20 protein-coding genes and 4 tRNA genes are annotated in these 19,850 nt (G+C 59.1%); 6 read left to right on the top strand and 18 right to left on the bottom strand.

Going from position 1 to position 19,850, the window contains the following annotated elements; all coding sequences use genetic code 11:
• Positions 1 to 117: 117 nt before the first annotated feature.
• Together KGA85_RS29340 and KGA85_RS29335 are read right to left on the bottom strand one after the other, a co-directional pair.
• Positions 118 to 741 carry a glutathione S-transferase family protein gene (locus KGA85_RS29340; RefSeq protein WP_223533614.1) on the bottom strand — a complete coding sequence of 208 codons (624 nt, stop codon included), beginning with the start codon at positions 739 to 741 and terminating at the stop codon, positions 118 to 120.
• A 43-nt stretch (positions 742 to 784) separates the two neighbouring features.
• The gene (locus tag KGA85_RS29335; protein ID WP_223543587.1) at positions 785 to 1,444 is read right to left on the bottom strand and encodes a transglutaminase-like domain-containing protein; all 660 of its coding nucleotides are present in this window, start codon (positions 1,442 to 1,444) and stop codon (positions 785 to 787) included.
• Positions 1,445 to 1,648: 204 nt separating this feature from the next.
• Between KGA85_RS29335 and KGA85_RS29330 the strand changes: the two genes are divergently transcribed.
• The 5 genes from KGA85_RS29330 (at position 1,649) to KGA85_RS29310 (ending at position 7,515) form a co-directional block, all read left to right on the top strand.
• Positions 1,649 to 4,096 (top strand): acyl-CoA dehydrogenase, encoded by a 2,448-nt coding sequence (locus KGA85_RS29330; RefSeq protein ID WP_223456155.1) that lies wholly within the window; start codon positions 1,649 to 1,651, stop codon positions 4,094 to 4,096.
• 74 nt (positions 4,097 to 4,170) lie between these two features.
• Positions 4,171 to 4,578 carry a PA2817 family protein gene (locus KGA85_RS29325; protein WP_150754013.1) on the top strand — a complete coding sequence of 136 codons (408 nt, stop codon included), beginning with the start codon at positions 4,171 to 4,173 and terminating at the stop codon, positions 4,576 to 4,578.
• Between the two features lie 592 nt (positions 4,579 to 5,170).
• The gene (locus tag KGA85_RS29320; protein WP_223533611.1) at positions 5,171 to 6,394 is read left to right on the top strand and encodes a type II and III secretion system protein family protein; all 1,224 of its coding nucleotides are present in this window, start codon (positions 5,171 to 5,173) and stop codon (positions 6,392 to 6,394) included.
• A 119-nt stretch (positions 6,395 to 6,513) separates the two neighbouring features.
• Positions 6,514 to 7,227, top strand: coding sequence for a tetratricopeptide repeat protein (locus KGA85_RS29315; protein WP_223543586.1), 714 nt, complete (start codon positions 6,514 to 6,516; stop codon positions 7,225 to 7,227).
• Between the two features lie 18 nt (positions 7,228 to 7,245).
• Positions 7,246 to 7,515, top strand: a complete 270-nt coding sequence (locus tag KGA85_RS29310) for a DUF3613 domain-containing protein (protein ID WP_223533609.1) — start codon at positions 7,246 to 7,248, stop codon at positions 7,513 to 7,515.
• Positions 7,516 to 7,715: 200 nt separating this feature from the next.
• Here the strand turns inward: KGA85_RS29310 and KGA85_RS29305 are convergent, their stop codons facing one another.
• The 12 genes from KGA85_RS29305 to KGA85_RS29250 all read right to left on the bottom strand — a co-directional run bounded on the left by KGA85_RS29305 (position 7,716) and on the right by KGA85_RS29250 (position 17,931).
• On the bottom strand, positions 7,716 to 8,681 hold the full coding sequence (locus KGA85_RS29305; RefSeq protein ID WP_223533608.1) for a type II secretion system F family protein: 966 nt from the start codon (positions 8,679 to 8,681) through the stop codon (positions 7,716 to 7,718).
• A 29-nt stretch (positions 8,682 to 8,710) separates the two neighbouring features.
• On the bottom strand, positions 8,711 to 9,697 hold the full coding sequence (locus KGA85_RS29300; protein WP_223533607.1) for a type II secretion system F family protein: 987 nt from the start codon (positions 9,695 to 9,697) through the stop codon (positions 8,711 to 8,713).
• The gene (locus tag KGA85_RS29295) at positions 9,694 to 11,136 is read right to left on the bottom strand and encodes a CpaF family protein (RefSeq protein WP_223533606.1); all 1,443 of its coding nucleotides are present in this window, start codon (positions 11,134 to 11,136) and stop codon (positions 9,694 to 9,696) included. The genes KGA85_RS29300 and KGA85_RS29295 overlap by 4 nt, the downstream gene beginning before the upstream one ends.
• A 3-nt stretch (positions 11,137 to 11,139) precedes the next feature.
• Positions 11,140 to 12,360 carry an AAA family ATPase gene (locus KGA85_RS29290; protein ID WP_223533605.1) on the bottom strand — a complete coding sequence of 407 codons (1,221 nt, stop codon included), beginning with the start codon at positions 12,358 to 12,360 and terminating at the stop codon, positions 11,140 to 11,142.
• Positions 12,354 to 12,848, bottom strand: a complete 495-nt coding sequence (locus KGA85_RS29285) for a TadE/TadG family type IV pilus assembly protein (protein ID WP_223533604.1) — start codon at positions 12,846 to 12,848, stop codon at positions 12,354 to 12,356. The genes KGA85_RS29290 and KGA85_RS29285 overlap by 7 nt, the downstream gene beginning before the upstream one ends.
• Positions 12,848 to 13,327, bottom strand: a complete 480-nt coding sequence (locus KGA85_RS29280; protein ID WP_223533603.1) for a TadE/TadG family type IV pilus assembly protein — start codon at positions 13,325 to 13,327, stop codon at positions 12,848 to 12,850. The genes KGA85_RS29285 and KGA85_RS29280 overlap by 1 nt, the downstream gene beginning before the upstream one ends.
• Positions 13,328 to 13,335: 8 nt before the next feature.
• Entirely contained in the window at positions 13,336 to 14,688 is a 1,353-nt protein-coding gene (locus KGA85_RS29275) for a TadE/TadG family type IV pilus assembly protein (RefSeq protein WP_223533602.1), read from the bottom strand.
• Positions 14,689 to 14,763: 75 nt separating this feature from the next.
• Entirely contained in the window at positions 14,764 to 15,573 is an 810-nt protein-coding gene (cpaB, locus tag KGA85_RS29270; protein ID WP_223533601.1) for a Flp pilus assembly protein CpaB, read from the bottom strand.
• Between the two features lie 15 nt (positions 15,574 to 15,588).
• Positions 15,589 to 16,917 carry an AAA family ATPase gene (locus tag KGA85_RS29265; protein WP_223533600.1) on the bottom strand — a complete coding sequence of 443 codons (1,329 nt, stop codon included), beginning with the start codon at positions 16,915 to 16,917 and terminating at the stop codon, positions 15,589 to 15,591.
• Positions 16,918 to 16,932: 15 nt separating this feature from the next.
• Positions 16,933 to 17,451 (bottom strand): prepilin peptidase, encoded by a 519-nt coding sequence (locus tag KGA85_RS29260; RefSeq protein ID WP_223533599.1) that lies wholly within the window; start codon positions 17,449 to 17,451, stop codon positions 16,933 to 16,935.
• A 31-nt stretch (positions 17,452 to 17,482) separates the two neighbouring features.
• Positions 17,483 to 17,677 (bottom strand): Flp family type IVb pilin, encoded by a 195-nt coding sequence (locus tag KGA85_RS29255; protein ID WP_223533621.1) that lies wholly within the window; start codon positions 17,675 to 17,677, stop codon positions 17,483 to 17,485.
• Positions 17,678 to 17,736: 59 nt separating this feature from the next.
• On the bottom strand, positions 17,737 to 17,931 hold the full coding sequence (locus KGA85_RS29250) for a Flp family type IVb pilin (protein WP_057400386.1): 195 nt from the start codon (positions 17,929 to 17,931) through the stop codon (positions 17,737 to 17,739).
• Positions 17,932 to 18,335: 404 nt separating this feature from the next.
• Here KGA85_RS29250 and KGA85_RS29245 point away from each other — a divergent pair, with 404 nt between their 5' ends.
• Positions 18,336 to 19,205 carry an AraC family transcriptional regulator gene (locus KGA85_RS29245; protein WP_223534350.1) on the top strand — a complete coding sequence of 290 codons (870 nt, stop codon included), beginning with the start codon at positions 18,336 to 18,338 and terminating at the stop codon, positions 19,203 to 19,205.
• 58 nt (positions 19,206 to 19,263) lie between these two features.
• Here KGA85_RS29245 and KGA85_RS29240 read toward each other — a convergent pair.
• The 4 genes from KGA85_RS29240 to KGA85_RS29225 form a co-directional block, all read right to left on the bottom strand.
• Positions 19,264 to 19,339: transfer RNA gene (locus tag KGA85_RS29240), tRNA-Gly, on the bottom strand.
• Between the two features lie 3 nt (positions 19,340 to 19,342).
• Positions 19,343 to 19,418: transfer RNA gene (locus tag KGA85_RS29235), tRNA-Glu, on the bottom strand.
• A gap of 104 nt (positions 19,419 to 19,522) precedes the next feature.
• Positions 19,523 to 19,598 (bottom strand) — tRNA-Gly (locus KGA85_RS29230).
• Between the two features lie 2 nt (positions 19,599 to 19,600).
• A tRNA-Glu gene (locus tag KGA85_RS29225) sits at positions 19,601 to 19,676 on the bottom strand.
• Positions 19,677 to 19,850 lie beyond the last annotated feature (174 nt).

Here is a 19,850-nt window from a genome sequence, read left to right as displayed (position 1 = left end):
CAAGAAGGGAAGAAAGGGATAAGTAGGGGCGGCGGCGAACAATACAACCGCAGCGAACTGGCACAATGGTGCTTGTCGCCGCCACACAAGTACAGTCAAGCGTGTCGATAGTGAGTATTAAGTCAACGCGGTCATGACCGCCTTTTGATACGCCGGACGCTGTTTCAACCGTGCGTACCAGGCCTCCAGATGCGGTTGTGGCGCGCGCTCGATCGGCATCTCGAACCAGGCATAAATGAAACTGCCCAGGGGAATATCGCCCATGCCGATCTCGTCTCCGGACAGGTAGGGCTTGTTCGCCAACGCCTGATCGGCCATCGCCAGCAGCGTGTCGCATTCCTTGATCGCCGCCTTGATGGCGGGCCAGTCCTGCTGGTCTGCCGGGGTACGCAGCACGCCCCAGAACACGGTGCGGAACGGGCCGGCAAAGCTTGAGGTGGTCCAGTCCATCCACTTGTCGGCAGTGGCACGGGCCTTAAGATTGTTCGGGTACCAGGCCGTGCCGTCGGCATGCAAGGCCATCAGGTAACGCACGATGGCGTTGGATTCCCACAACACAAAACCGTCGTCTTCAATGACAGGCACGCGACCATTGGGATTCATCGCGCGGTATTCGGGTGTATCGACGACACCAAAGGCGCCACCGGCATCGATAGCCTCGTAGGCCAGCCCCAGTTCTTCGGCGGCCCACAATGGTTTTCTGACATTCGACGAGTTTTTCCGACCCCAGATCTTCAGCATGACCGCCTCTTTTTCGGTAAGTGGGCAGGCAGCATACGCCGGATCAGGCGCGACTCAAATCGCTCTGCATGTCACCCAGCAGCGCTTGCTGTCGCTCGCCGAACAGGTGCGGATAGCATTTTTCCAGGTGTTCGAAAAAGAACGCTTCAGGTACGTCGGCGAACTGGCCGTGATCGACGAGGTACTCCATCAGCTTTGCGCCATCGCGGTTGAAGGGATGAAAAACGCTGTCGTTGATCCCGTCGAATTCCAGCGGCGCCACATTGAACAGGTCGCAGAGTTTGCGGTTGAACGCTGGCGTCGCTTTGACCCAGCGATCCTGCAAATAAAATTCGGTGTAGCCGTGCATGGCGAACATGTCGCTCTTGAGCAATTCAAGCAGCCGTGGCGTCGACAAATGATTGCGCACATCCGCCAGGCCGATCCGTGCGGGAATCCCGCAATGCCGCGCTGCACCTGCCAGCAGCGTGGCCTTGGGCACGCAGTAACTCTCCCCGGCCGCCAGCGCATAACTGCCGCGCAGGGTCTGCGGATCGCGACTGAATGTGTACGGGTTGTAGCGCACCGCTTCGCGCACGGCGTAATAGAGGCTGATCGCCTGCTCTAGCGGATCGCGACTGACGCCACGGTGTTGTTCGGCGAACTCCACGACGGACGGATGGTCACTATCGATGAAGCGGCCGGGACTCAGATACTCGTGCATGAGAATAATCTCCTGGGGAAGCCCCGAGTCTAGCGAGAGCTTCAGCACAGAGATAACGACGTTTCGGCCAAACATGGGCGCTTTGCCGCTCGTTCAATGAACGCTTTTCCCACTATTCCAAACACATCGCTCCAACCAGCCTGTTTCGCGGATGCCGTCTAAGCTCTGTGGGCTGGTTCGCCCTGGTTTCACGGAGGAATGAATATGCTGCTGTTGTGGATACTGGTTCTGCTGGTCGGGATTGCTTATTTGGCCCACCGCCGCATCGCCCCACTGCCCGCCCTGAGCATCGTGGCCGTCTATGTCGTGGCAATGGGCGCTTTCAGCCGCGCGCCGGGTTGGCTGTTGCTGGTTTACTGGGTATTGATCGCCGCCGTCGCCGCACCCTTGCTGCTGCCCGACCTGCGCCGCAAATTGTTCAGCGCGCCGATGTTCAACTGGTTCCAGAAAACCCTGCCGCCGATGTCGCAAACCGAGCGCGATGCCATTGACGCCGGCACGGTCTGGTGGGACGGCGAACTGTTCAGCGGCCGTCCAGACTGGAACAAGCTGCTGTCCTATCCCAAAGCGCAGTTGAATGAAGAGGAACAGGCGTTCATCGACGGGCCAACCGATGCACTCTGCAGCATGGTCAATGAATGGCAGCTCAGTCAAACCATGGACCTGCCACCCGAAGTCTGGACGTTCATCAAGGACAACGGCTTTTTCGCCCTGATCATCCCCAAGGAGTTTGGCGGCAAGGGCTTCTCCGCCTATGCCCACTCGCAAGTGGCGATGAAACTGGCGAGCCACAGTGGCGACCTCGCAACCACCGTGATGGTCCCCAACTCCCTCGGCCCGGCCGAACTGTTGCTGCATTACGGCACCGACGAACAACGCAATCATTACCTGCCACGCCTGGCACGCGGCGACGACATCCCGTGTTTTGCCCTGACCGGTCCGCTGGCCGGCTCCGACGCCGGCGGCATGCCGGACTCCGGAGTGATCTGCAAAGGTGAATGGCAGGGTCAGGAAGTCCTCGGCCTGCGCCTGAACTGGGAAAAGCGCTACATCACCCTCGGCCCGGTGGCCACCCTCCTCGGCCTGGCCTTCAAGGCCTACGACCCGGATCATCTTTTGGGCGACAAGGAAGACCTGGGTATCAGCCTGGCACTGATTCCGACCGACATCGCCGGCGTCGAGATCGGCCGCCGGCACCTGCCGTTGGGCGCCGCCTTCATGAATGGCCCGAACTCAGGCAAGGACGTGTTCGTCCCCCTGGAGTTCCTTATCGGCGGCCAGGAGATGCTCGGCAAAGGCTGGATGATGCTGATGAATTGCCTGTCGGTCGGGCGTTCGATTTCCCTGCCTGCGGTGGGCACCGGCATGGCCAAGTTCACCAGCCTGGTGACGGGCCAATACGCTCAGGTTCGCGAGCAGTTCAATGTGCCGATTGCCGCTTTCGAAGGCATTCAGGAGGCCATGGCGCGCATTGGCGGCAACACCTGGATGATGGACGCCGCCCGCATGCTGACCGCCAACGCGGTCGACCTGGGCGAGAAACCGTCGGTGCTGTCGGCGATTCTCAAGTACCACCTGACCGAGCGCGGCCGCGACTGCATCAACGATGCGATGGATGTGCACGGCGGCAAGGCAATCATCATGGGACCGAACAATTACCTCGGCCGCAAATGGAACTGCGCGCCGATTTTCATCACCGTCGAAGGCGCAAACATTCTCTCGCGCAACTTGATGATCTTCGGCCAGGGCGCGATTCGCTGCCATCCCTTCGTGCTCAAGGAAATGGACCTCGCCGGCCGTGAAGACAAGGATCAGGCGCTCACAGAGTTCGATGGCCTGCTGCTCAAGCACATCGGCTTTGCCGTGAGCAATGCAGCCAGCACACTGGTGCTCAATCTCGGTTTCGGGCACCTCGAACACACCCCGGGCGACAAACTCAGCCAGGGTTATTTCCGCGCCCTCAACCGTCAGGCCGCTGCTTTCGCCATGCTCGCCGACCTCAGCATGATGTTGCTGGGCGGCGCACTGAAACGCCGCGAACGTCTGTCCGCACGGCTAGGCGACGTGCTGAGCAACCTCTACCTGGCCTCCGCCGCGCTCAAACGCTACAACGATCTCGACTCACCGCAGTACATGACACCGCTGCTGGCCTGGGCCATGGAGGAAAGCCTGGGCCAGGCGGAACGGGCCATGGATGAGCTGTTGAACAACTTCCCGAACAAAGTCGTCGGCTGCCTGTTGCGGGTGATCGTGTTCCCGTTCGGTCGCCGGCACAAAGGGCCATCTGACAAACTCGGAGCCGAAGTCGCTGGGTTGATTGGCCGCGCCAAGGGCGACCCAGCCCTGGAGGAATTGCTCCTGGGTTGCTATCGCCCACAAGCGAGCGACGATCCGGTCGGGGCATTGCAACACGCCTGCAATCTATTGAGCGCCGCACAGCCGTTGCACAAAAAGCTGAACGTGGCACTCAAGAGTGGCCAGGTCAAACAGCTGGCCGGCGAGTCGGTGATCGATGCCGCCCTCGAGGCTGGTGTGTTGCAACCGGTGGAAGCCCAAACCCTGCGTGAAGCCGAAGCGGCCCGGCGCAAGGTGATCGATGTCGATGACTTTGACCAAAAGGCTTTGGCACTGGCCAAGGGAAAAGTCCGCTGATCCCTTCAAGCATGTAAAAACGGGCGCTGGCGCTTTATACTCCCGCGCCCGTTTTGCTCTTGAGGACTTATCTCGTGTCCAACATCGTTGCCGATCATCTCGTTTTACTCGACCACCTGCGCAGCATCCTGGTCGCCGTAGGTGAGGCCGAGCAGGTTCCCGACGAAAGTCATGCCTTGTTCCTTGAGCGCTTCGACGAACTGCTTGCATCGCTGCCGATCGACCCGATCGAAAGCCAGTACCTGGGCCAGGACATCCTGTGCCAGGTCATCACGCGCTATCCGCAAATCGCTCACCTGGTCCCGCGCGACCTGCTGTGGTATTTCGCCGGTGACTGCCTGCATTACATGCCCGATGATGAAATCGACCTGTATCAGGCACTGGAAGAGCGCCGCTTCGAAGCCGAACAGAACGACGAACCTTTCGACTGGAACCAGGAAAAGCAGCTGCTGGCGCTGTCGAACCAGGACAGCAAGCACTGACCAGCAATCAGTGATGCCAAAGGCCCGCATGCTTGAGCATGCGGGCCTTTTTTATTTATTGCGTTCAACGCAACCCGTCAATTTCAGGCAACCGCACTGTGCTGCGACCCTGCCCACCCGCCTATCTCCAGCCTTTGCACCAATGGTTTTGTTTAAATTCATGGCACTTTGGTTTGATTGAACTACCTTCAAACAATAAGAAGTCATGACGGCTCGATTTTCCACGTCAGCTTCAGTGATCAGATAGCGGATTGGCAAAAGGAGTTACCTCACCATGATCCTGGCAGGCGTTTTTCGGCTCTGTACCTTCATTGCCGATGACTTTCCGGGGGGACCAGGTCGGCCCATAGGTACGAGTATCGCTCAGTCGGGCAGTCCAGGTAACCGGATCACTAAAAACCGTTTCAGCAAAGGTCGCTCGCGGTCCCGCCAGATCAGCGAAGTGCGCCCGCTCGTGTGTAGCACGCAAGGAATAACGTCAGGGCCATGGATGAGTGGTCTGGCGCATTGGGGGGGATAGCCCGATCCCCGTGAAGTGATCCGAGACAACTCAGTCCGCCTAAAGACGGTCTATCCAGTGAGGATGTACTTAATGAGCCTTCGTACCGTGCCCGCTTTCAAGCGAATTTTCCATGGCCTGTTCTGGATGGGCCTCAGCGTGGATGCGGCTCAGGCCGCGCCGGCCAATTGCCCGCAACTGGACAATTGGCCGACAACGTACGAGGTCGGTCAGGGGCTGCAGAGTGAACTACGCAGCCCCGTTCCGGTAACGCAACTGGCGGTGGGTGACCCGAAAATTGCCGACGTGCAACCCAGCGGCAGCAACGCGTTCATACTCACGGGCCTTGCACCAGGGACCACCAGCCTGATGGTCTGGACCGCCTGTTCGAAAACACCGCGCCAAAGCATGGTGTTCGTCAAGGGTAAAGCCACAGCAGCGCTGACCAGCGTGCCGTCGGTGCCTTCCGACGACCCGCTGCTGCCGAGCCAGGTGCAGACCGATATCCGCTTCGTTGAAGTCAGCCGGACCAAGCTCAAGGAAGCCTCCGCCTCGATTTTCGGCATCCGCGGCAACTTCCTGTTCGGCTCGCCGAGAACCTTGCCCACCATCGGCGGCATTGTCACGCCGGTGGTACCGGTGAACAACAACAACTTCAACCTCACTTTTGCTACCGGCAATACCCTGGTGGCGCTCAACGCGCTGGAAGGCAGCGGTTTCGCCTACACCCTGGCGCGGCCAAGCCTGGTAGCGCTCAGCGGGCAGAGTGCGAGCTTCCTGGCCGGCGGCGAAATACCGATTCCGGTGCCCAGTTCAGGCAGCGATAACGTGTTCATCGAGTACAAGGAATTCGGTATCCGCCTGACCCTGACACCGACCATCGTCGGGAAAAACCGTATCGCGCTGAAAGTGGCGCCGGAAGTCAGTGAACTGGACTTCACCAACGCCGTGAGCATCGCCGGCACGGTAGTCCCGGCCCTGACCGTGCGCCGTACCGATACCAGCATCTCCCTGGCCGACGGCGAAAGCTTCGTCATCAGCGGCCTGATCAGCTCCCACAACGATTCCCAGGTGAACAAGTTTCCGGGGCTGGGCGATATCCCGGTTCTGGGCGCGTTTTTCCGCGACAACACCATCAACCGTGAAGAGCGCGAACTGCTGATGATCGTCACCCCGCATCTGGTCCAGCCACTGGCGGCCAATGCACAACTACCGTCATTGCCTGGCGAGCAGCTGCGCAATTACGACCCGAACTTCTACCGCATGTTTTTCCTGGAAAATGGCGACTTCGACAGTCGCAGTGGGCTCTCGCAATGAACCGAAGCCTGAACCAGACTTTTCTCGCTCTCACGCGTAACGGTGACTTTGAACGCTTGCCGGGCCAGCTGTATTGCCATTGGCCAGGCGTTCAACGTGTTGTCGCCAGGGGACCTTCGATGAAAGCAGTCATTGCAATAGCGGCGACACTAATGCTCGCAGGTTGTGCCAGCAATGGCCTGTCTTCGCGACCGGCCAGCTGTGCCAAGCCCGGTTCGGAGCAAGAACTGTCCCTGAACCTGGCCGACAGCATGGCCGAAGAAGGCCGTTTGTATGCCAGCCTGGCGAATCTGGAAGGATTGCCCGATAACCTGGTCCAGGTTCGCCTGCGCAAGGCTCGGGTGCTGCGCCTGATGGGGCGTAGCGGCGACGCGCAGCCGTTGTACGAAAGCTTGCTCGGCACCTGCCTGGCGGCTGAAGGGGAACATGGCCTGGGCCAGTTGGCCGCCGCCAGAAATGATAACGCCACCGCCGCCACTCACCTTGAGCGTGCGGTGAAGATGGCCCCCACTGACGAAAGGATGCGCAATGACCTGGGGGTCGTCTACCTCAATCAGCAACGGATCCCTGAAGCACGCTTTGAATTCATGACCGCCATGGAACTCAAGCAGGCAAACACACTGGCGGCACTCAATATGGTGACGCTGCTGATCTACCAGGATAACTGGAAGGCGGCTGCCGACCTCGTGACCCGCGCCGACTTGAGCCCCAAGCAAGTCGTAGAGGCTCAAACCCGCGCGGAAAAACTCAAGGCCTCCGCCAAAAAAGTGGTGGCTACCGATGGCAATCGCAAGGCTGAGGTAGCCGATGCCTCTACCAGTGCGAACAAGTAGAACGTACGAGGAGTCGAGATGAATACCAAAAGGCTGTTGATCGTGTGCATGGCTTGCCTGTCCACCACTGCCTGGGCCATTGAGCCGGGCCCCTCCTCGCCGTATCAACAAGGCACCGAACAGTGGTTGCAGCTGCAGATACGCGGTGTGGTTGCCTCCACTAAACTGCAAACCGCTTCAGCCACCGAACGTGACCTGGCCATGCAGCGCTGGCTGAATAGCTTCAACTACCCGATTCCGCAATATTTTGACCAGGATACAGCGGGACAAATGACCATCGGCAACTGAGGCAAGTCGATGGGTGATCAGCCTCTGGCTTAGTCGAGAGTGGCCTGGCTAAAAAGCCAGGCTCAATCACGTGTGCAGGAAAATACAGTCCAGATACTACAAGGTGGAGCAATCGATTGGAGTGAATGCACTCCGTTCGTCTGCTCCACCCCCGCTCTTATGCAGTACAGCAATCCTGTTCGACAGCAAGCCACTCCTGTTCACTTACCGAATACTCTGAATACCCCGATCAGGGCCGGGCCGATAGCGACCAGAAAGAAGCTCGGCCATAGACAGAAAATCAGCGGGAATATCAGCTTGGTGCCGACTTTCGCCCCCAGCTCTTCGGCGGCCTGCGTACGTCGGTCACGGAACTCATCGGCATAGATGCGCAAGGTGTCGGCCACGCTGGTACCAAAGCGGATACTCTGCGCCAACAGGCTGACCAGCCCTTGTACGTCATCCAGGCCAGTGCGTACGGCCAGTTGCTTGAGCGCCTCGGTACTGGAAATGCCCGCGCGGATTTGCGCATTGACCAGGGCCAGTTCTTCAGCGAGTTCGACCTGACTGACCGACATCTCCTCAGCCACCCGTTCAATGGTCGTGGGCAGGGCCAGGCCCGACTCCACGCACACCACCATCAGATCCAGCGCATCCGGAAACGCGGCACGCAGCCGACCTTGTCGCAACTGCTTGCGCTTGGCGACATACAGTGCTGGCAGCAACCATCCGATACCGGCCACCAAGACCACCAACAGCAGCCCCATGATCAGGGAAACCTTGGGAATCATCGGCAACAACAGCAACGCAATACCGATCAATAACAGCGGCAACATCAAGCGCACTGCCCAGTACATCTGCACCGCCGACGAGGAACGGTACCCCGCATGCATCAACAGGGTCTGCGTGACGGAAGTCTGAGCCGATTCGGCTGAGGCAAAGCGCTGGCCGACCCGCTCCAGCAACATTTGCAGGTTACCCGGGGCTTCCTGCCCGGTCGTGTTGCCTAAATGACCACGCTTGATCAGCGCCAGACGACGCTGCACCGGGTCCTGAAGACCCTGCATCAGCAATATCACGGCGACGACCACAAGCCCCGTACTCAAACCGATCGCACCAAGGAACAACAGGCGCGCCATCTCCTCGTTCCCCGTGACCCGACTGAACAACCCGAGCAAAAAATCCATGACCTGTACCTCCCGGTAGCGAATACTGCTCAAACCTGAATCCGGATGATTTTGCGTATCCAGAAAATCCCGATCAACATGGCGCAGAACGCCCCGATGATCAGCTTGTGGCCTAGGGGATCATTAATCAGCACAGGCAGGTATTTGGGGCTGGTGACTATGATCGCGATCGCCAGCACGAAGGGAATCGCCACCAGTACCCAGGCCGACATGCGCCCTTCCGCCGACAGGGTTTTGACTTTGCGCTGAAAGCGGAAGCGCCCGCGAATCAGCCGACTCAGACGCTCCAGCACCTCGGTCAGATTGCCGCCGGTCTCGCGATGGATCAGGATCGAGGTCACCAGCATCATCACCGTCATGCTCGGCATCCTCTCCAGCAGACCGAGCATGGCCCGGCGCACATCGTTGCCATAGTTGATATCGGAGAAGGTCAGGCCAAACTCATGAGCCACCGGCCCCTTGTGCTCCTCGGCCACCAAACGCAGGGTTTCGTTGAATGGGTGCCCGGCGCGCAAAGCGCGGCACATGGCATCCAGCGCATCCGGCAGGCCTTCCTCGAACGCCGCGAAACGCTTGCCACGGTCGCGAGAGATTTTCAGTATGGGTAACCAGAAGAGCGCGACACCCGCCACCAGCGCCATCCACCAGACTGACCAAACCATCCAGATCAAGATACCCGCCCAGACACCCAGCACCAGCCCGAGCAGCAATACCCGATAGGCCCGGTATTCGTGCCCGGACTGCTCAATCATTTGCGTCAGTGATTCCATAAAGGGCAGCTGCTCAAGCCTGGCCTCCAGGGGCGACAAGCGCGTCAGGTACTTCTGCCGCAATACCGTTTGCATATTGGGCAAATTATTGGCTTTCTCCATTACGTGCAGGCGGCCGCGGATGCGCTTGCGCATCTTGCCAGCCTCGCCGAATACCGGCACCGCCACGCCTTGGGACAGGAGGAAGACGGCGATAAACACCATGCCGAGGAACATCAGAATGTATTCACCAGGAACCTGGTTCATGACTGCCGAGCCTCCATCCACTCAGGCCTGAACATCGTCAGCGGCAACTCGATACCGCGCTTGGCCAGCACATCGCGGAAGGCGGGGATCATGCCGCTGGGCCGAAAATCACCGAGTACTTCGCCGTTTTCGCCCATGCCATGGCGCACGAAGGAGAAGATTTCGGTCATGGTGATGATCTCGCCCTCCATGCCGTTGATCTCCTGCACGCTGACCAGGCGGCGCTTGCCGTCCTCCTGGCGTTCCAGCTGGATGACCACTCCGATGGCCGAAGCGATCTGTTGGCGCATGGCCTTGATCGGAAAGGTCGCCCCGGTCATCGACACCATGTTCTCGATTCGCCCCAATGCATCGCGTGCGGTGTTGGCGTGGATCGTGGTCAGCGAGCCGTCGTGACCGGTGTTCATCGCAGTCAGCATGTCCAGCGCCTCGGCGCCGCGCACTTCGCCGATCACAATGCGGTCCGGACGCATCCGCAAGCTGTTGCGCACCAACTCCCGCTGGCTCACCTCGCCACGCCCCTCGATATTCGAAGGCCGGGTTTCCAGGCGTACCACGTGGGGCTGTTGCAACTGCAGTTCGGCTGAGTCTTCGATGGTAACGATCCGCTCGTTGTGCGGGATGAAACTGGACAGCACATTGAGCATGGTGGTCTTGCCGCTACCGGTACCGCCGGAAATCAGCACGTTCAAGCGCCCACGGACAATCGCCTTGAGCAGCAGGGCAATGGCCGGGGTCAACGCCCCCACCTGGATCAGGCTGTCGGTATTGAGCAGGTCCACGGCAAAGCGCCGGATCGACATGCTAGGGCCGTCGATGGCCAGCGGCGGAATAATCGCGTTGACCCGCGAACCGTCCTTGAGCCGCGCATCCACCAACGGCGAAGACTCGTCGATACGCCGACCCAGGCTGGAAACGATGCGGTCAATGATGTTCAACAAATGCCGATCATCGCGAAAACGCACATCGGTGCGTTGCAGCTTGCCGAAGCGCTCGACATACACTGAGTCATGCCGGTTGACCAAAATGTCGGACACACTGTGATCGGCCAGCAGCGGTTCCAGAGGCCCCAGACCGAGCACCTCGTCGGTGATCTGCTTGATGATCAACTGGCGGCTGGAAGTACTCACCGGTGCCGAGTGCTCATCGAGCAGGCGCTGGCAAATATCGCGAATCTGTCGCGTAGCCTCAGCCTGTTCAAGGGAGTCCAGCAAGGACAGGTCCATGACCTTGAGCAACTGCTGGTAAATCCTTTCTCGCCATTCGGCCTCCACCGGGGTGACCTGACTTTTGGTTTCGTAAAGAACGTCCGGCGTTGCACGTTCCCACGCCATTACTTCCTCTGCCGGATCCAGCTGGTCGTCACCCGGCTGGTTAGCCTGCGATGGAGCGGATTTACCGGCCTGTTTGCGCAAGCGGTTACGAAAGTCGCTGATCATGGGTCACCCCCCGAAAAAACGGTTGAAGGCGCGTTTGAGCACGCTTTTTTTTCCAGCCACCTGGTTGCCGACCAGGTCATCGGCAACGTTGCGCAGGGCAGCGGTGATCGCCGCCTTCGGCGCATGCAGACCCAACGGCACGCCAGTGTTCTGACTCTGGCTGACCACGTTGAAGTCGTTGGGTAATTTCGCCAGGTTCGTGCAGCGCAGCGCTTCGCCGATATCTTTGAGGCTGACCGCCGCCGACTTGTCATAGCGGTTGACCACTATCTGCAGTTGATCCCCACGCACACCCAGGTCTTCGCGAAGCATCCGCACCAGGGAGCTGGCATCGCGCAGATGGCTGACGCTCTGCTGCACCACCACGTACACCCGATCCACCTGTTCCAGCACGGAGCCGGTGAGGTGGTCGATTTGCCGCGGCAGATCGATCACTACCCAGTCATAGCTGGCGCGGGCCAACTGCAACAGGGTGTCAAGTTGCTCGGGTTGAGCATCCTGCGGCAGACACAGCTCACCGGCCCGGCCACCCAGCACATGCAAGGTCGGACTGTAGTGGCTGCAAAAACCGCGTAACGCGACGCTGTCCATGCCGTCGATCTGATGCAACACCTCCAGATGGCTGTGCGCCAGCGCCACATCCAGGTAATGCGTCACGCTGCCAAATTGCAGGTCCATGTCCAGCAACAGGGTACTGCCACCCTTCATGCTGAGCTGCTGAGCCAGGTTGCAGGCCAGCAAGGTTCCACCGGAACCGCCCTTGGCGTTCATCACGGCGATCAATTTCCCTTCTGTCCCACTGCCGGTCCGAACCTCCATGATCAGCCGATTCAAGGCGGCGACCAGTTCTGTCTCGGCGACGGGCTCCGGCAGCACGTCACGGGCGCCGGCCTGCATCGCCAGGCGCATGGCTTCCTGTTCGCTCAGCAGCCCGCACACCAACATCGGCGGACGCTCATGGGCCGGGCGCTGCAACAGGGCCGCCAGCTCCTCGCGCCACAGGTGGCTGACGCGCAACAGCAACAGATCGGGCATCCGGTCCAGGCCGTAGAGCGGGTCGACATGCCCGTTGCTCACCAGCCGAGTACTCACCTCCAGGCTGGGCATGCGTTGGCAGACGCTCTGCAGGTCGCGCAACGACGTGGCATCACGGCTGCTGATCAGCAACCTGAGCCCGGCCTTGCCGGTCGAACTGGAGAGTGGAGTGTCCTTGGTGTTCAGCATGGCGTGATCTCCCCGGAATCGGAATGACGCCCGAGGCTTTCGCGTGGCAACGTTGCCCTGAATGTAGGCAAGGTAATGGGCACGCCGATCCCGGGAATGAACAGATTGAAAACGAAGTTCTGCAGACTCAACCGGACATAGCGGATGGCACGAAAACCATTGACGCTGACCAAGTCAGAGGGGTTGGCCACCAGCGCACCGTTCACGTCCAGATAGGTCAACGTCAGGTGGGTGGTGGCCAGATCGCCGATCAGCTGGCTATTACCTGCGTCGGTCGCAGCATTGAAGATAGCCCGCCGCAACACCACCGGATCACTGATATTGCACACCGCCGCCAGGCGCGTACCGCGGCGCACGGCTTCATCCAGCGCATTCACCGTGAAGTACAGGCGGCCTATTTCCACCACGCCGAACAACAGCGTGAACACCAGCAGACCAATGAAGGCGAACTCCACCGTATAGGTGCCATGCATGTTTTTTCTGTTCATCACAGGGCCCTCATCACGGTAGTGGCGACCAGCGGAATGCTCAGCGCAATCTGATTACCAAAAAAGCCGGGAATCGATCCGGCGCATTTGCCACCGCCAATCACCGGGCAGAACGTGTAAGTGATGGTGACCCGCACATGGTCGATGCCCACTGCGGCGACGTCCACGTTGCCAATTGTCAGGTCTGACACCACAGCAACCCCGGTGTCGACAGGCACGCCAAACACCGCAACGTTTTTCGTCTGGGCCTGCAGCGTAGGGCTTAGAGCGACCTTGCCAAGCGTCGAGTCCCAGGCCTGACTGGCGACGAAACGGTCGGCATCGCGGCTGGCCTGCAGCAGCAGGTTGTACTGATAGAGCATGCGGCCGAACTCACCGAAGGCCAGCAACAGCAGCAGCAACACCGGCAGGACCAGGGTGAATTCCACAATGGCCAGGCCTTGCTGGCGCTGCCGATGTTTAAATCCGTGAAGTCTCATGACGCCTCCTACGAGTCAGTGCTCGGAGTGCCGCTGCCGTTGAGATAGGTTTTGTAGAGCTGAATGATCTGCGGGCCGGAAGAGGTTGACGGTGAGGGGCCGGCCACGTTGTCGCCTTCGCACGTCTTCACGAACTGACCGAAGATCTGCGAATCCGTGCCGCCGCCATCCATGGGTTGCACCACGAAATAGCAACCAAAACCGAGGACGGGGACCGAGGTTGAACCGCCCTGTTTGCCGGTGCAGTTGCCCACCACGACTTTCAGCATCCGGCGCTCGAACACCCCATTGCCCTGACAACCACTCCCCCCCGCCACACACGCGGCAACGCTCGCACGCCAGTCGTTGTAGTCCAGTATCGAGTTGCTGCCCGCCGTGAGATTGCCGTTGCTCGAGGTGACGGCTTGCCCCTGGTACATCTTTTGTGGAGGGGTGACTGAGTCGTCATAAGTGATCGCGGGGGTGCTGGACGTCGTCACCAGATCCGGCGGATAGGCCGAGGCACTGACCTGCCCCTGATAGATGCCGAAGCGCGTATTCAGGCCTTGAGAGGTAGGGCCGACCTTGTTGCCAGGGGCGGTCTGGACATTTTGCCCCACATCGCGACAGACCTTGCCACCTCCGGCCAGATCCTCCTTGACCTGACTGCCGCCCGAGCCAAAATCGATCAACTGAAAGTTGCCAGACTCAAGGGGAGACGAATTGCCGGCAGCCGTCTTCAATACCTGCAAATCACCAAACTGGAAGCCCCAGAACATGCCGGCGCCCGGGTTGTATTGAGTCGGGTCGCCACAGACCATCAGAGGCGCGAGATCGCAGGGGTTGGTAGGGCTGGGGCCTGCGGTGGCAATCGCCGCCACCGCTTTGGTTCCCAGGCCACCAGGGCCGAATGCCTGGGCGAAGTTCCAGAAAAATCCCGTCAGGTTATAGCTCGGTACCGATACCCGAACGTACTTGGCATCCGTCGGCCCGGGAAAGGCGAACGGGCCATAGACGCTGCTTGCCAGTTCCACCACTGCAAATGCACCGGCGTTGCCGCCGACCGCTGTGGCCAATTCGTTGTTGCCCGTGGCATTGGCATTTTGTATCAGCGTATTGAGCGCGGCGGTGCGTGTTGCGTTAGCCGCGGTAACACTGTTGATACCACCCTCCACCTGACTCAGGGTTTTGGCGCCACTCAGGGCGGCGGCGTCCACCACATTCTGCAAGCGCGTTTTGTTCAGCATCATATGCCCGCCGTCCAAAGCCAACGCCGCCATCATGGCCATCGCCGCCAACGCGATCACCATCAATACACTCACCGATCCTTCCTGGCGCCTTGGCGTCGAAGTGAACGGCCGCTGAATACGAAGATTCATCATCAAGCCCTCGATTGCCGATACCGATCCGGATCGACTCCGCCAATACCGTGGTGCCCAGGCACGTGTTGTACCCTGTCAGCGAATTTTGACTACATTGGCCTCGATCCCGCGGATAATGGTGACGGCTCTGCCACCCTCTCCATTACCACGTGGCACTACGCGCTTTGGCTCTGTGGCGGTAGCCACCGCCATGGCCGGTGCGGCAAGCGCAACGGCTGCGGTTTTCTTCTCGAGGTTCAGTGGGTTACGCAGCGCCAGTTGCAACTTGCCTTCCGTCTGCGCCGTGACCAGGGTTTCCGCTTCAGCCGCCGACATCTCCAGCGTCACTGCGCGCACCACGACCGGTTGGGTCTTGTCGGTACCCGCGGTCTGATCTACCGCCAACACCCGCAAGTTCTCGAGGATGGTCCTGGAGGAGGCGCTGTTACTGCCGGCATTGGTGGTTTTGGTCGCCAGTACATCGACCCGGTTACCCGGCAACAGGAATCCGCCGACGCCGACCACATCGTCCACGCGTACCGATATGGCGCGTTTGTCAGGCGCAATCAAAGAGGCCAGGGTGCTGCCCCCCAGGTGCTCGCTCAGACGCGCACCGCGCACGATGTCGCCCCGCAGAATGTCGAACGTTGCGATCTTGCCCACGGCTTTTTCGCTGGCATCGAAGGCATCGTCCGGGATCGTATCCATGGGCATGCGTACGGTCGTGAGCTGCTGGGCCTCGACCATCTGCCCGAATGGAATCTCTACCGTGGCGACCACCACGCTTCGCAGGTGGTCATCCGGGCTGGCATTGAGCCGCGCGCTCAGCCAGGAATCGGCCATCCATGCAGCCCCAAGGCCCATGGCCAGAGAAACGCCTATCAGGGTAAGCGTACGAGAGCTCATGTCAGTATCTCCGTATCAAAGAAAGTCGAGCTGGACGAAGTAGTTGTGCCAGGCCCATTCCAACTCTTTCGGTGACAGTGGTCCGGAACCGCCGATATAACGCTGGCGATCGAGCGCCATGTTCAGGAGATCGCGGGGATGGCAGGGCACCAGGGGCATGCCTTCACTTGCATAAAGCCTTTGCAGCGCATAACGCACCAGCAGCGGGTCATAGGAAATGCCCAGGCGCTCGCTTTCCATACGCCAGATCTTTTCGTACTGCTCGGGCTTCAGGTAACCGAACTGCAGCTTGTAGCCAATCCGGCGCAGGAAGGCCTCATCGGCCAGTTCCAGGGGATTGAGGTTGGTGGAAAACACCAGAATCAGATCGAACGGCAGCTCGCAATGCCGACCGCCGCCCAGGTTGAGGAAATCGCGTTTCTCTTCCATCGGGACGATCCAGCGATTGAACAGCTCGGCGGGTGCCATGCGCTGGCGCCCCATGTCGTCGATGATGAACAGGCCATTGCTGGCCTTGAGCTGCAAGGCGGCCTGGTATTGACGGGTGAAGGGGTCATAGCGAACGTCCAGTTGCTCCATGCTCAACTCACCGCCCGTGATGACGATCGGGCGTTTGCAGCGCAGCAGTCGACGGTCGATCCCTTCGTTGAGCATCAGATTGTTCTGTTGAACGTTATCATCGAGCCGCTGATGCACCTGCGGGTCATAGATCTCGATCACCGACTCGTTGATGACGATGGCATAAGGCACCCAGATGGCCTCGGCGAACAGACGGATCAGCCGACTGCTGACATAGGTCTTGCCGGTACCCGCGGGGCCATAAATCATGATCGCGCGCCCGGAGTTCATCGCCACACCCAACTGATCGAGCATCTCCTCCGTGAGCACTACGCCAGCCAGGGCATTGTGCATATCGTTGGCGTTGATGCGACCATGGTGAATGGTCTGCAGTTTGATCAGAGACCGGTAGGTACTCACCGGGAAGGGGGCCGCACCGATATAGCCACTGCGCGACAGGGCATCGCGGGCGGCACTGCGACCACGTTCGGTCAGGCCATAACGCAGCATCTGCCCGCCCGTTTGACTCCCCTGGCCCAGCACTTCGACACGGCCATCCTTGCGCAGAAACGCCAGGACCTCTTCAAGTACCGCGCCGGTCAGCGCCAGACGGTCCACCAGCCGCGACATGTCCAGCACGCCGGCATCAAACAAATGCTTGCACACCAACTCTCCGAGAAAACTGTCGGTCAGGCCAGTTTCGCGGATAGTGCAGGGCTGAGGAGCCAGGCGTTGCACCGCGCTCCGATCGCTGGGGTAGGCATCACTTTCGACGATGACGTGCATGACTAGCCTCCTGGGCTATGGGCCGATCAACAGCCAATAGCCACTGGCCAGGGTTCCGAGCAAAATTGCAACGGAGTATGGGAAAGGCTTTCCGGCCACTTCATCTGCCGCCGGAACCAAGTAGGTTCGCGCCCTTAATATCAACCAGTAGCGCACTAAGGTTTGCGGCAGCTGGCCACGAAAAAGGATGATCAAAAAACCGCACAAACCACCGGCCATCAGACTGAAAAGCGCCGTCCACAACGCGTCATACGGTGTAAAAAAACATCCGACCATGGCCATCAACTTAACGTCCCCGGCGGCCATACCGCCCAGGGCGTACATGGGTAGAAACACTGCAAAGCCGATCAGCATGGCCAGCGCAGCATTACCAAGCCCCTCAATTCCACTGGCGTAAGCCTGACTGGTCAAACCCAAAACAAGTCCTAAAAGAACCAGCAGGTTGGGGATGCGGTGGCGACGAAGGTCGCTCACCACCGCAATACCTAGCAGCCCTAACAGAACAATTGATGTAAACATCTGCTCAATAGGCATCGCCGCATCCCTCCCACTGGAAATAGACTTACTAGCACGCCCCGCCGGAGACCATACAAGTAGCTAGCCTACCGAGCTGCGTGGTAATGGCGCCGCCCAAGGTGGTAAACGCAGTGGCAACCGCCAGGGTTATTAGCCCGCCGGCCACCGCATATTCCACAATGGTCAGGCCATCTTCGTCTTTGACGAACTTCACTAGCGAAGCCTTGATCGTTTGCATGATCATTTTGCCCACCTCACTCGAATGTTGTTTTTTCTGCTGCATCTCTCTCACAGGGAATAGACTTACTTGCACGCCCCACCGGCCATACAAGTAGCTAGTAAACCGAGCTGTTTGGAAATGGCGGTGCCCAAGGAGGTAAACGCAGTGGCAACCGCCAGGGTTATTAGCCCGCCGGCCACCGCATATTCCACAATGGTCAGGCCATCTTCGTCTTTGACGAACTTCACTACCGAAGCCTTGATTGTTTGCATGATCATTTTGCCCACCTCACTCGAAAGTTGTTTTCCGGAGGCAGTACGTTCTGTGCTGCCTGATGCAACCCTAGTCAGGGTGCAGGCATAGGCGTTAGGAGGATTTTGCACATCGTTAGGACTTTTTTGCGGGGCGGCCAAATACGCAGCATTGGCCTTTGCAGAAGTAACGGAGGGGGTAAACAAGGCATTGAAACGCAAAGGCAATTGTCATTGATTCACAAGCGACAAGCGGTTAAACGCGGTTTGTCGAAAACACACCAACAAACGCTCGCCCGGGGCTGCCTTCCAGGCAACCCATAGAGCGAATAGAACTAAAAACCGTCTTTCCTATCGGGATTAAATCTGCAGGGTGATAGCACATTGGCAATACTAGCGAAGTGAGTCACCAAGAACCCCAGAGTAGAGACATGACGTCCAACTTGACCAAAAGGCCATCGCTCCTGTGGTTCGATCTGACTCATGATCGGTCCACGAAAGAACTCGTCGCGCAGTTCGAGGGTACCTGCGACTGCAGACTGGCGAAAAACTCCGTGTTGCCCATCGGGGAACCGGCAGACATGATCTGCATTCATTTTGATCGCCCCGACACTCCAGGCTTGCGGCTATTGCTGGAGATCAAACGCACCACCCCCAGCATCCCAATCACCATGTTCACCGTGCAGCACTCGGAGGAACTGGCTGTATGGGCCATGCGCTCCAGCGTCTGGGAATACATGGTGCTCCCGCTATCGACCACCGAGAAGAATCGCTACCTGACGGCGGTGGTGCAGCTCTGCGAGCTGCGCCGAAATGCCAACGGCCGGGGCAAGTCATCGCAAATCGACCACTCCCCGACCCTGCCGGACAGCATCCGGCGGACCTCAGGACACCAAAAACACCAAGCGCTGAGCAATGTGATGCTGTACATCGAACAGCACTTTCGTGACAGCATCGATCAGAGGGAATTGGCACAACGCTGCGGCATGACGACATTTCGCTTCAGCCGCCTGTTCAAGGAAGCCAATGGGCTTGGCTTCACGGATTACATTCTGGACAAGCGCATGAATTTCGCCAAGGAACTGCTCGACAACAGCCAGATGCCGATTACCAGCATCGGCTATGAGGCCGGCTTCAAGGATCCGTCCTACTTCGCTCGTGCCTTCAAGCAGTTCGCCAACTGCACGCCCAGCGAATACCGCCTGGCACGCCAGCTCAAAGCGGCTGCCGCTACACAACCGGTGCAGGATGAAAAAACCATTGAAGCGCTCGAAAGCCTGGTCCAAAGCCTCAGCAGTTGATCCGGTTTTTTACGCGCACACAAAAACGCCGCTCAATGAGCGGCGTTTTCGTTAAATATGGAGCGGGAAACGAGACTCGAACTCGCGACCCCGACCTTGGCAAGGTCGTGCTCTACCAACTGAGCTATTCCCGCAAATGGCGTCCCCTAGGGGACTCGAACCCCTGTTACCGCCGTGAAAGGGCGGTGTCCTAGGCCACTAGACGAAGGGGACACGCTACCCGGAACACATGGTGTGTGTTTCGGTGCCCAGAGCCGCATCCGAAGACTTGGTTCTGGTTTCACTCAGCCCTGCCCGAAAGCAACGCTGTTTAAAATTGGAGCGGGAAACGAGACTCGAACTCGCGACCCCGACCTTGGCAAGGTCGTGCTCTACCAACTGAGCTATTCCCGCATTGGCGTCCCCTAGGGGACTCGAACCCCTGTTACCGCCGTGAAAGGGCGGTGTCCTAGGCCACTAGACGAAGGGGACACACATACTACATTCACTCCCTGCTTCGTTTCGCTGTGTGCTTTACGCTGCAAGTGGCGCGCATTCTATGGATGGATTGAGAGGTCGTCAACCCCCTGATATAAATTTATTTAAATCAATGACTTCACCCTGCTTTTGGGAGCCGTTGCGGTTTTCCGCTGCCCAGCGTTTGAC

This window comes from Pseudomonas sp. GL-B-12, assembly GCF_019955895.1.
In the GTDB taxonomy this organism is placed as follows: Bacteria; Pseudomonadota; Gammaproteobacteria; order Pseudomonadales; family Pseudomonadaceae; genus Aquipseudomonas.
Note: the sequence above shows the minus strand (reverse complement) of the source record. Positions and strands in the feature narration are given on the sequence as shown.

Bases quoted from the DNA above. Each gene is read 5' to 3' on its own strand.
- KGA85_RS29340 (WP_223533614.1), bottom strand. From the start codon at position 741: ATGCTGAAGATCTGGGGTCGGAAAAACTCGTCGAATGTCAGAAAACCA.
- KGA85_RS29335 (WP_223543587.1), bottom strand. From the start codon at position 1,444: ATGCACGAGTATCTGAGTCCCGGCCGCTTCATCGATAGTGACCATCCG.
- KGA85_RS29330 (WP_223456155.1), top strand. From the start codon at position 1,649: ATGCTGCTGTTGTGGATACTGGTTCTGCTGGTCGGGATTGCTTATTTG.
- KGA85_RS29320 (WP_223533611.1), top strand. From the start codon at position 5,171: ATGAGCCTTCGTACCGTGCCCGCTTTCAAGCGAATTTTCCATGGCCTG.
- KGA85_RS29315 (WP_223543586.1), top strand. From the start codon at position 6,514: ATGAAAGCAGTCATTGCAATAGCGGCGACACTAATGCTCGCAGGTTGT.
- KGA85_RS29310 (WP_223533609.1), top strand. From the start codon at position 7,246: ATGAATACCAAAAGGCTGTTGATCGTGTGCATGGCTTGCCTGTCCACC.
- KGA85_RS29305 (WP_223533608.1), bottom strand. From the start codon at position 8,681: ATGGATTTTTTGCTCGGGTTGTTCAGTCGGGTCACGGGGAACGAGGAG.
- KGA85_RS29300 (WP_223533607.1), bottom strand. From the start codon at position 9,697: ATGAACCAGGTTCCTGGTGAATACATTCTGATGTTCCTCGGCATGGTG.
- KGA85_RS29295 (WP_223533606.1), bottom strand. From the start codon at position 11,136: ATGATCAGCGACTTTCGTAACCGCTTGCGCAAACAGGCCGGTAAATCC.
- KGA85_RS29290 (WP_223533605.1), bottom strand. From the start codon at position 12,360: ATGCTGAACACCAAGGACACTCCACTCTCCAGTTCGACCGGCAAGGCC.
- KGA85_RS29285 (WP_223533604.1), bottom strand. From the start codon at position 12,848: ATGAACAGAAAAAACATGCATGGCACCTATACGGTGGAGTTCGCCTTC.
- KGA85_RS29280 (WP_223533603.1), bottom strand. From the start codon at position 13,327: ATGAGACTTCACGGATTTAAACATCGGCAGCGCCAGCAAGGCCTGGCC.
- KGA85_RS29275 (WP_223533602.1), bottom strand. From the start codon at position 14,688: ATGATGAATCTTCGTATTCAGCGGCCGTTCACTTCGACGCCAAGGCGC.
- cpaB (WP_223533601.1), bottom strand. From the start codon at position 15,573: ATGAGCTCTCGTACGCTTACCCTGATAGGCGTTTCTCTGGCCATGGGC.
- KGA85_RS29265 (WP_223533600.1), bottom strand. From the start codon at position 16,917: ATGCACGTCATCGTCGAAAGTGATGCCTACCCCAGCGATCGGAGCGCG.
- KGA85_RS29260 (WP_223533599.1), bottom strand. From the start codon at position 17,451: ATGCCTATTGAGCAGATGTTTACATCAATTGTTCTGTTAGGGCTGCTA.
- KGA85_RS29255 (WP_223533621.1), bottom strand. From the start codon at position 17,677: ATGATCATGCAAACGATCAAGGCTTCGCTAGTGAAGTTCGTCAAAGAC.
- KGA85_RS29250 (WP_057400386.1), bottom strand. From the start codon at position 17,931: ATGATCATGCAAACAATCAAGGCTTCGGTAGTGAAGTTCGTCAAAGAC.
- KGA85_RS29245 (WP_223534350.1), top strand. From the start codon at position 18,336: ATGACGTCCAACTTGACCAAAAGGCCATCGCTCCTGTGGTTCGATCTG.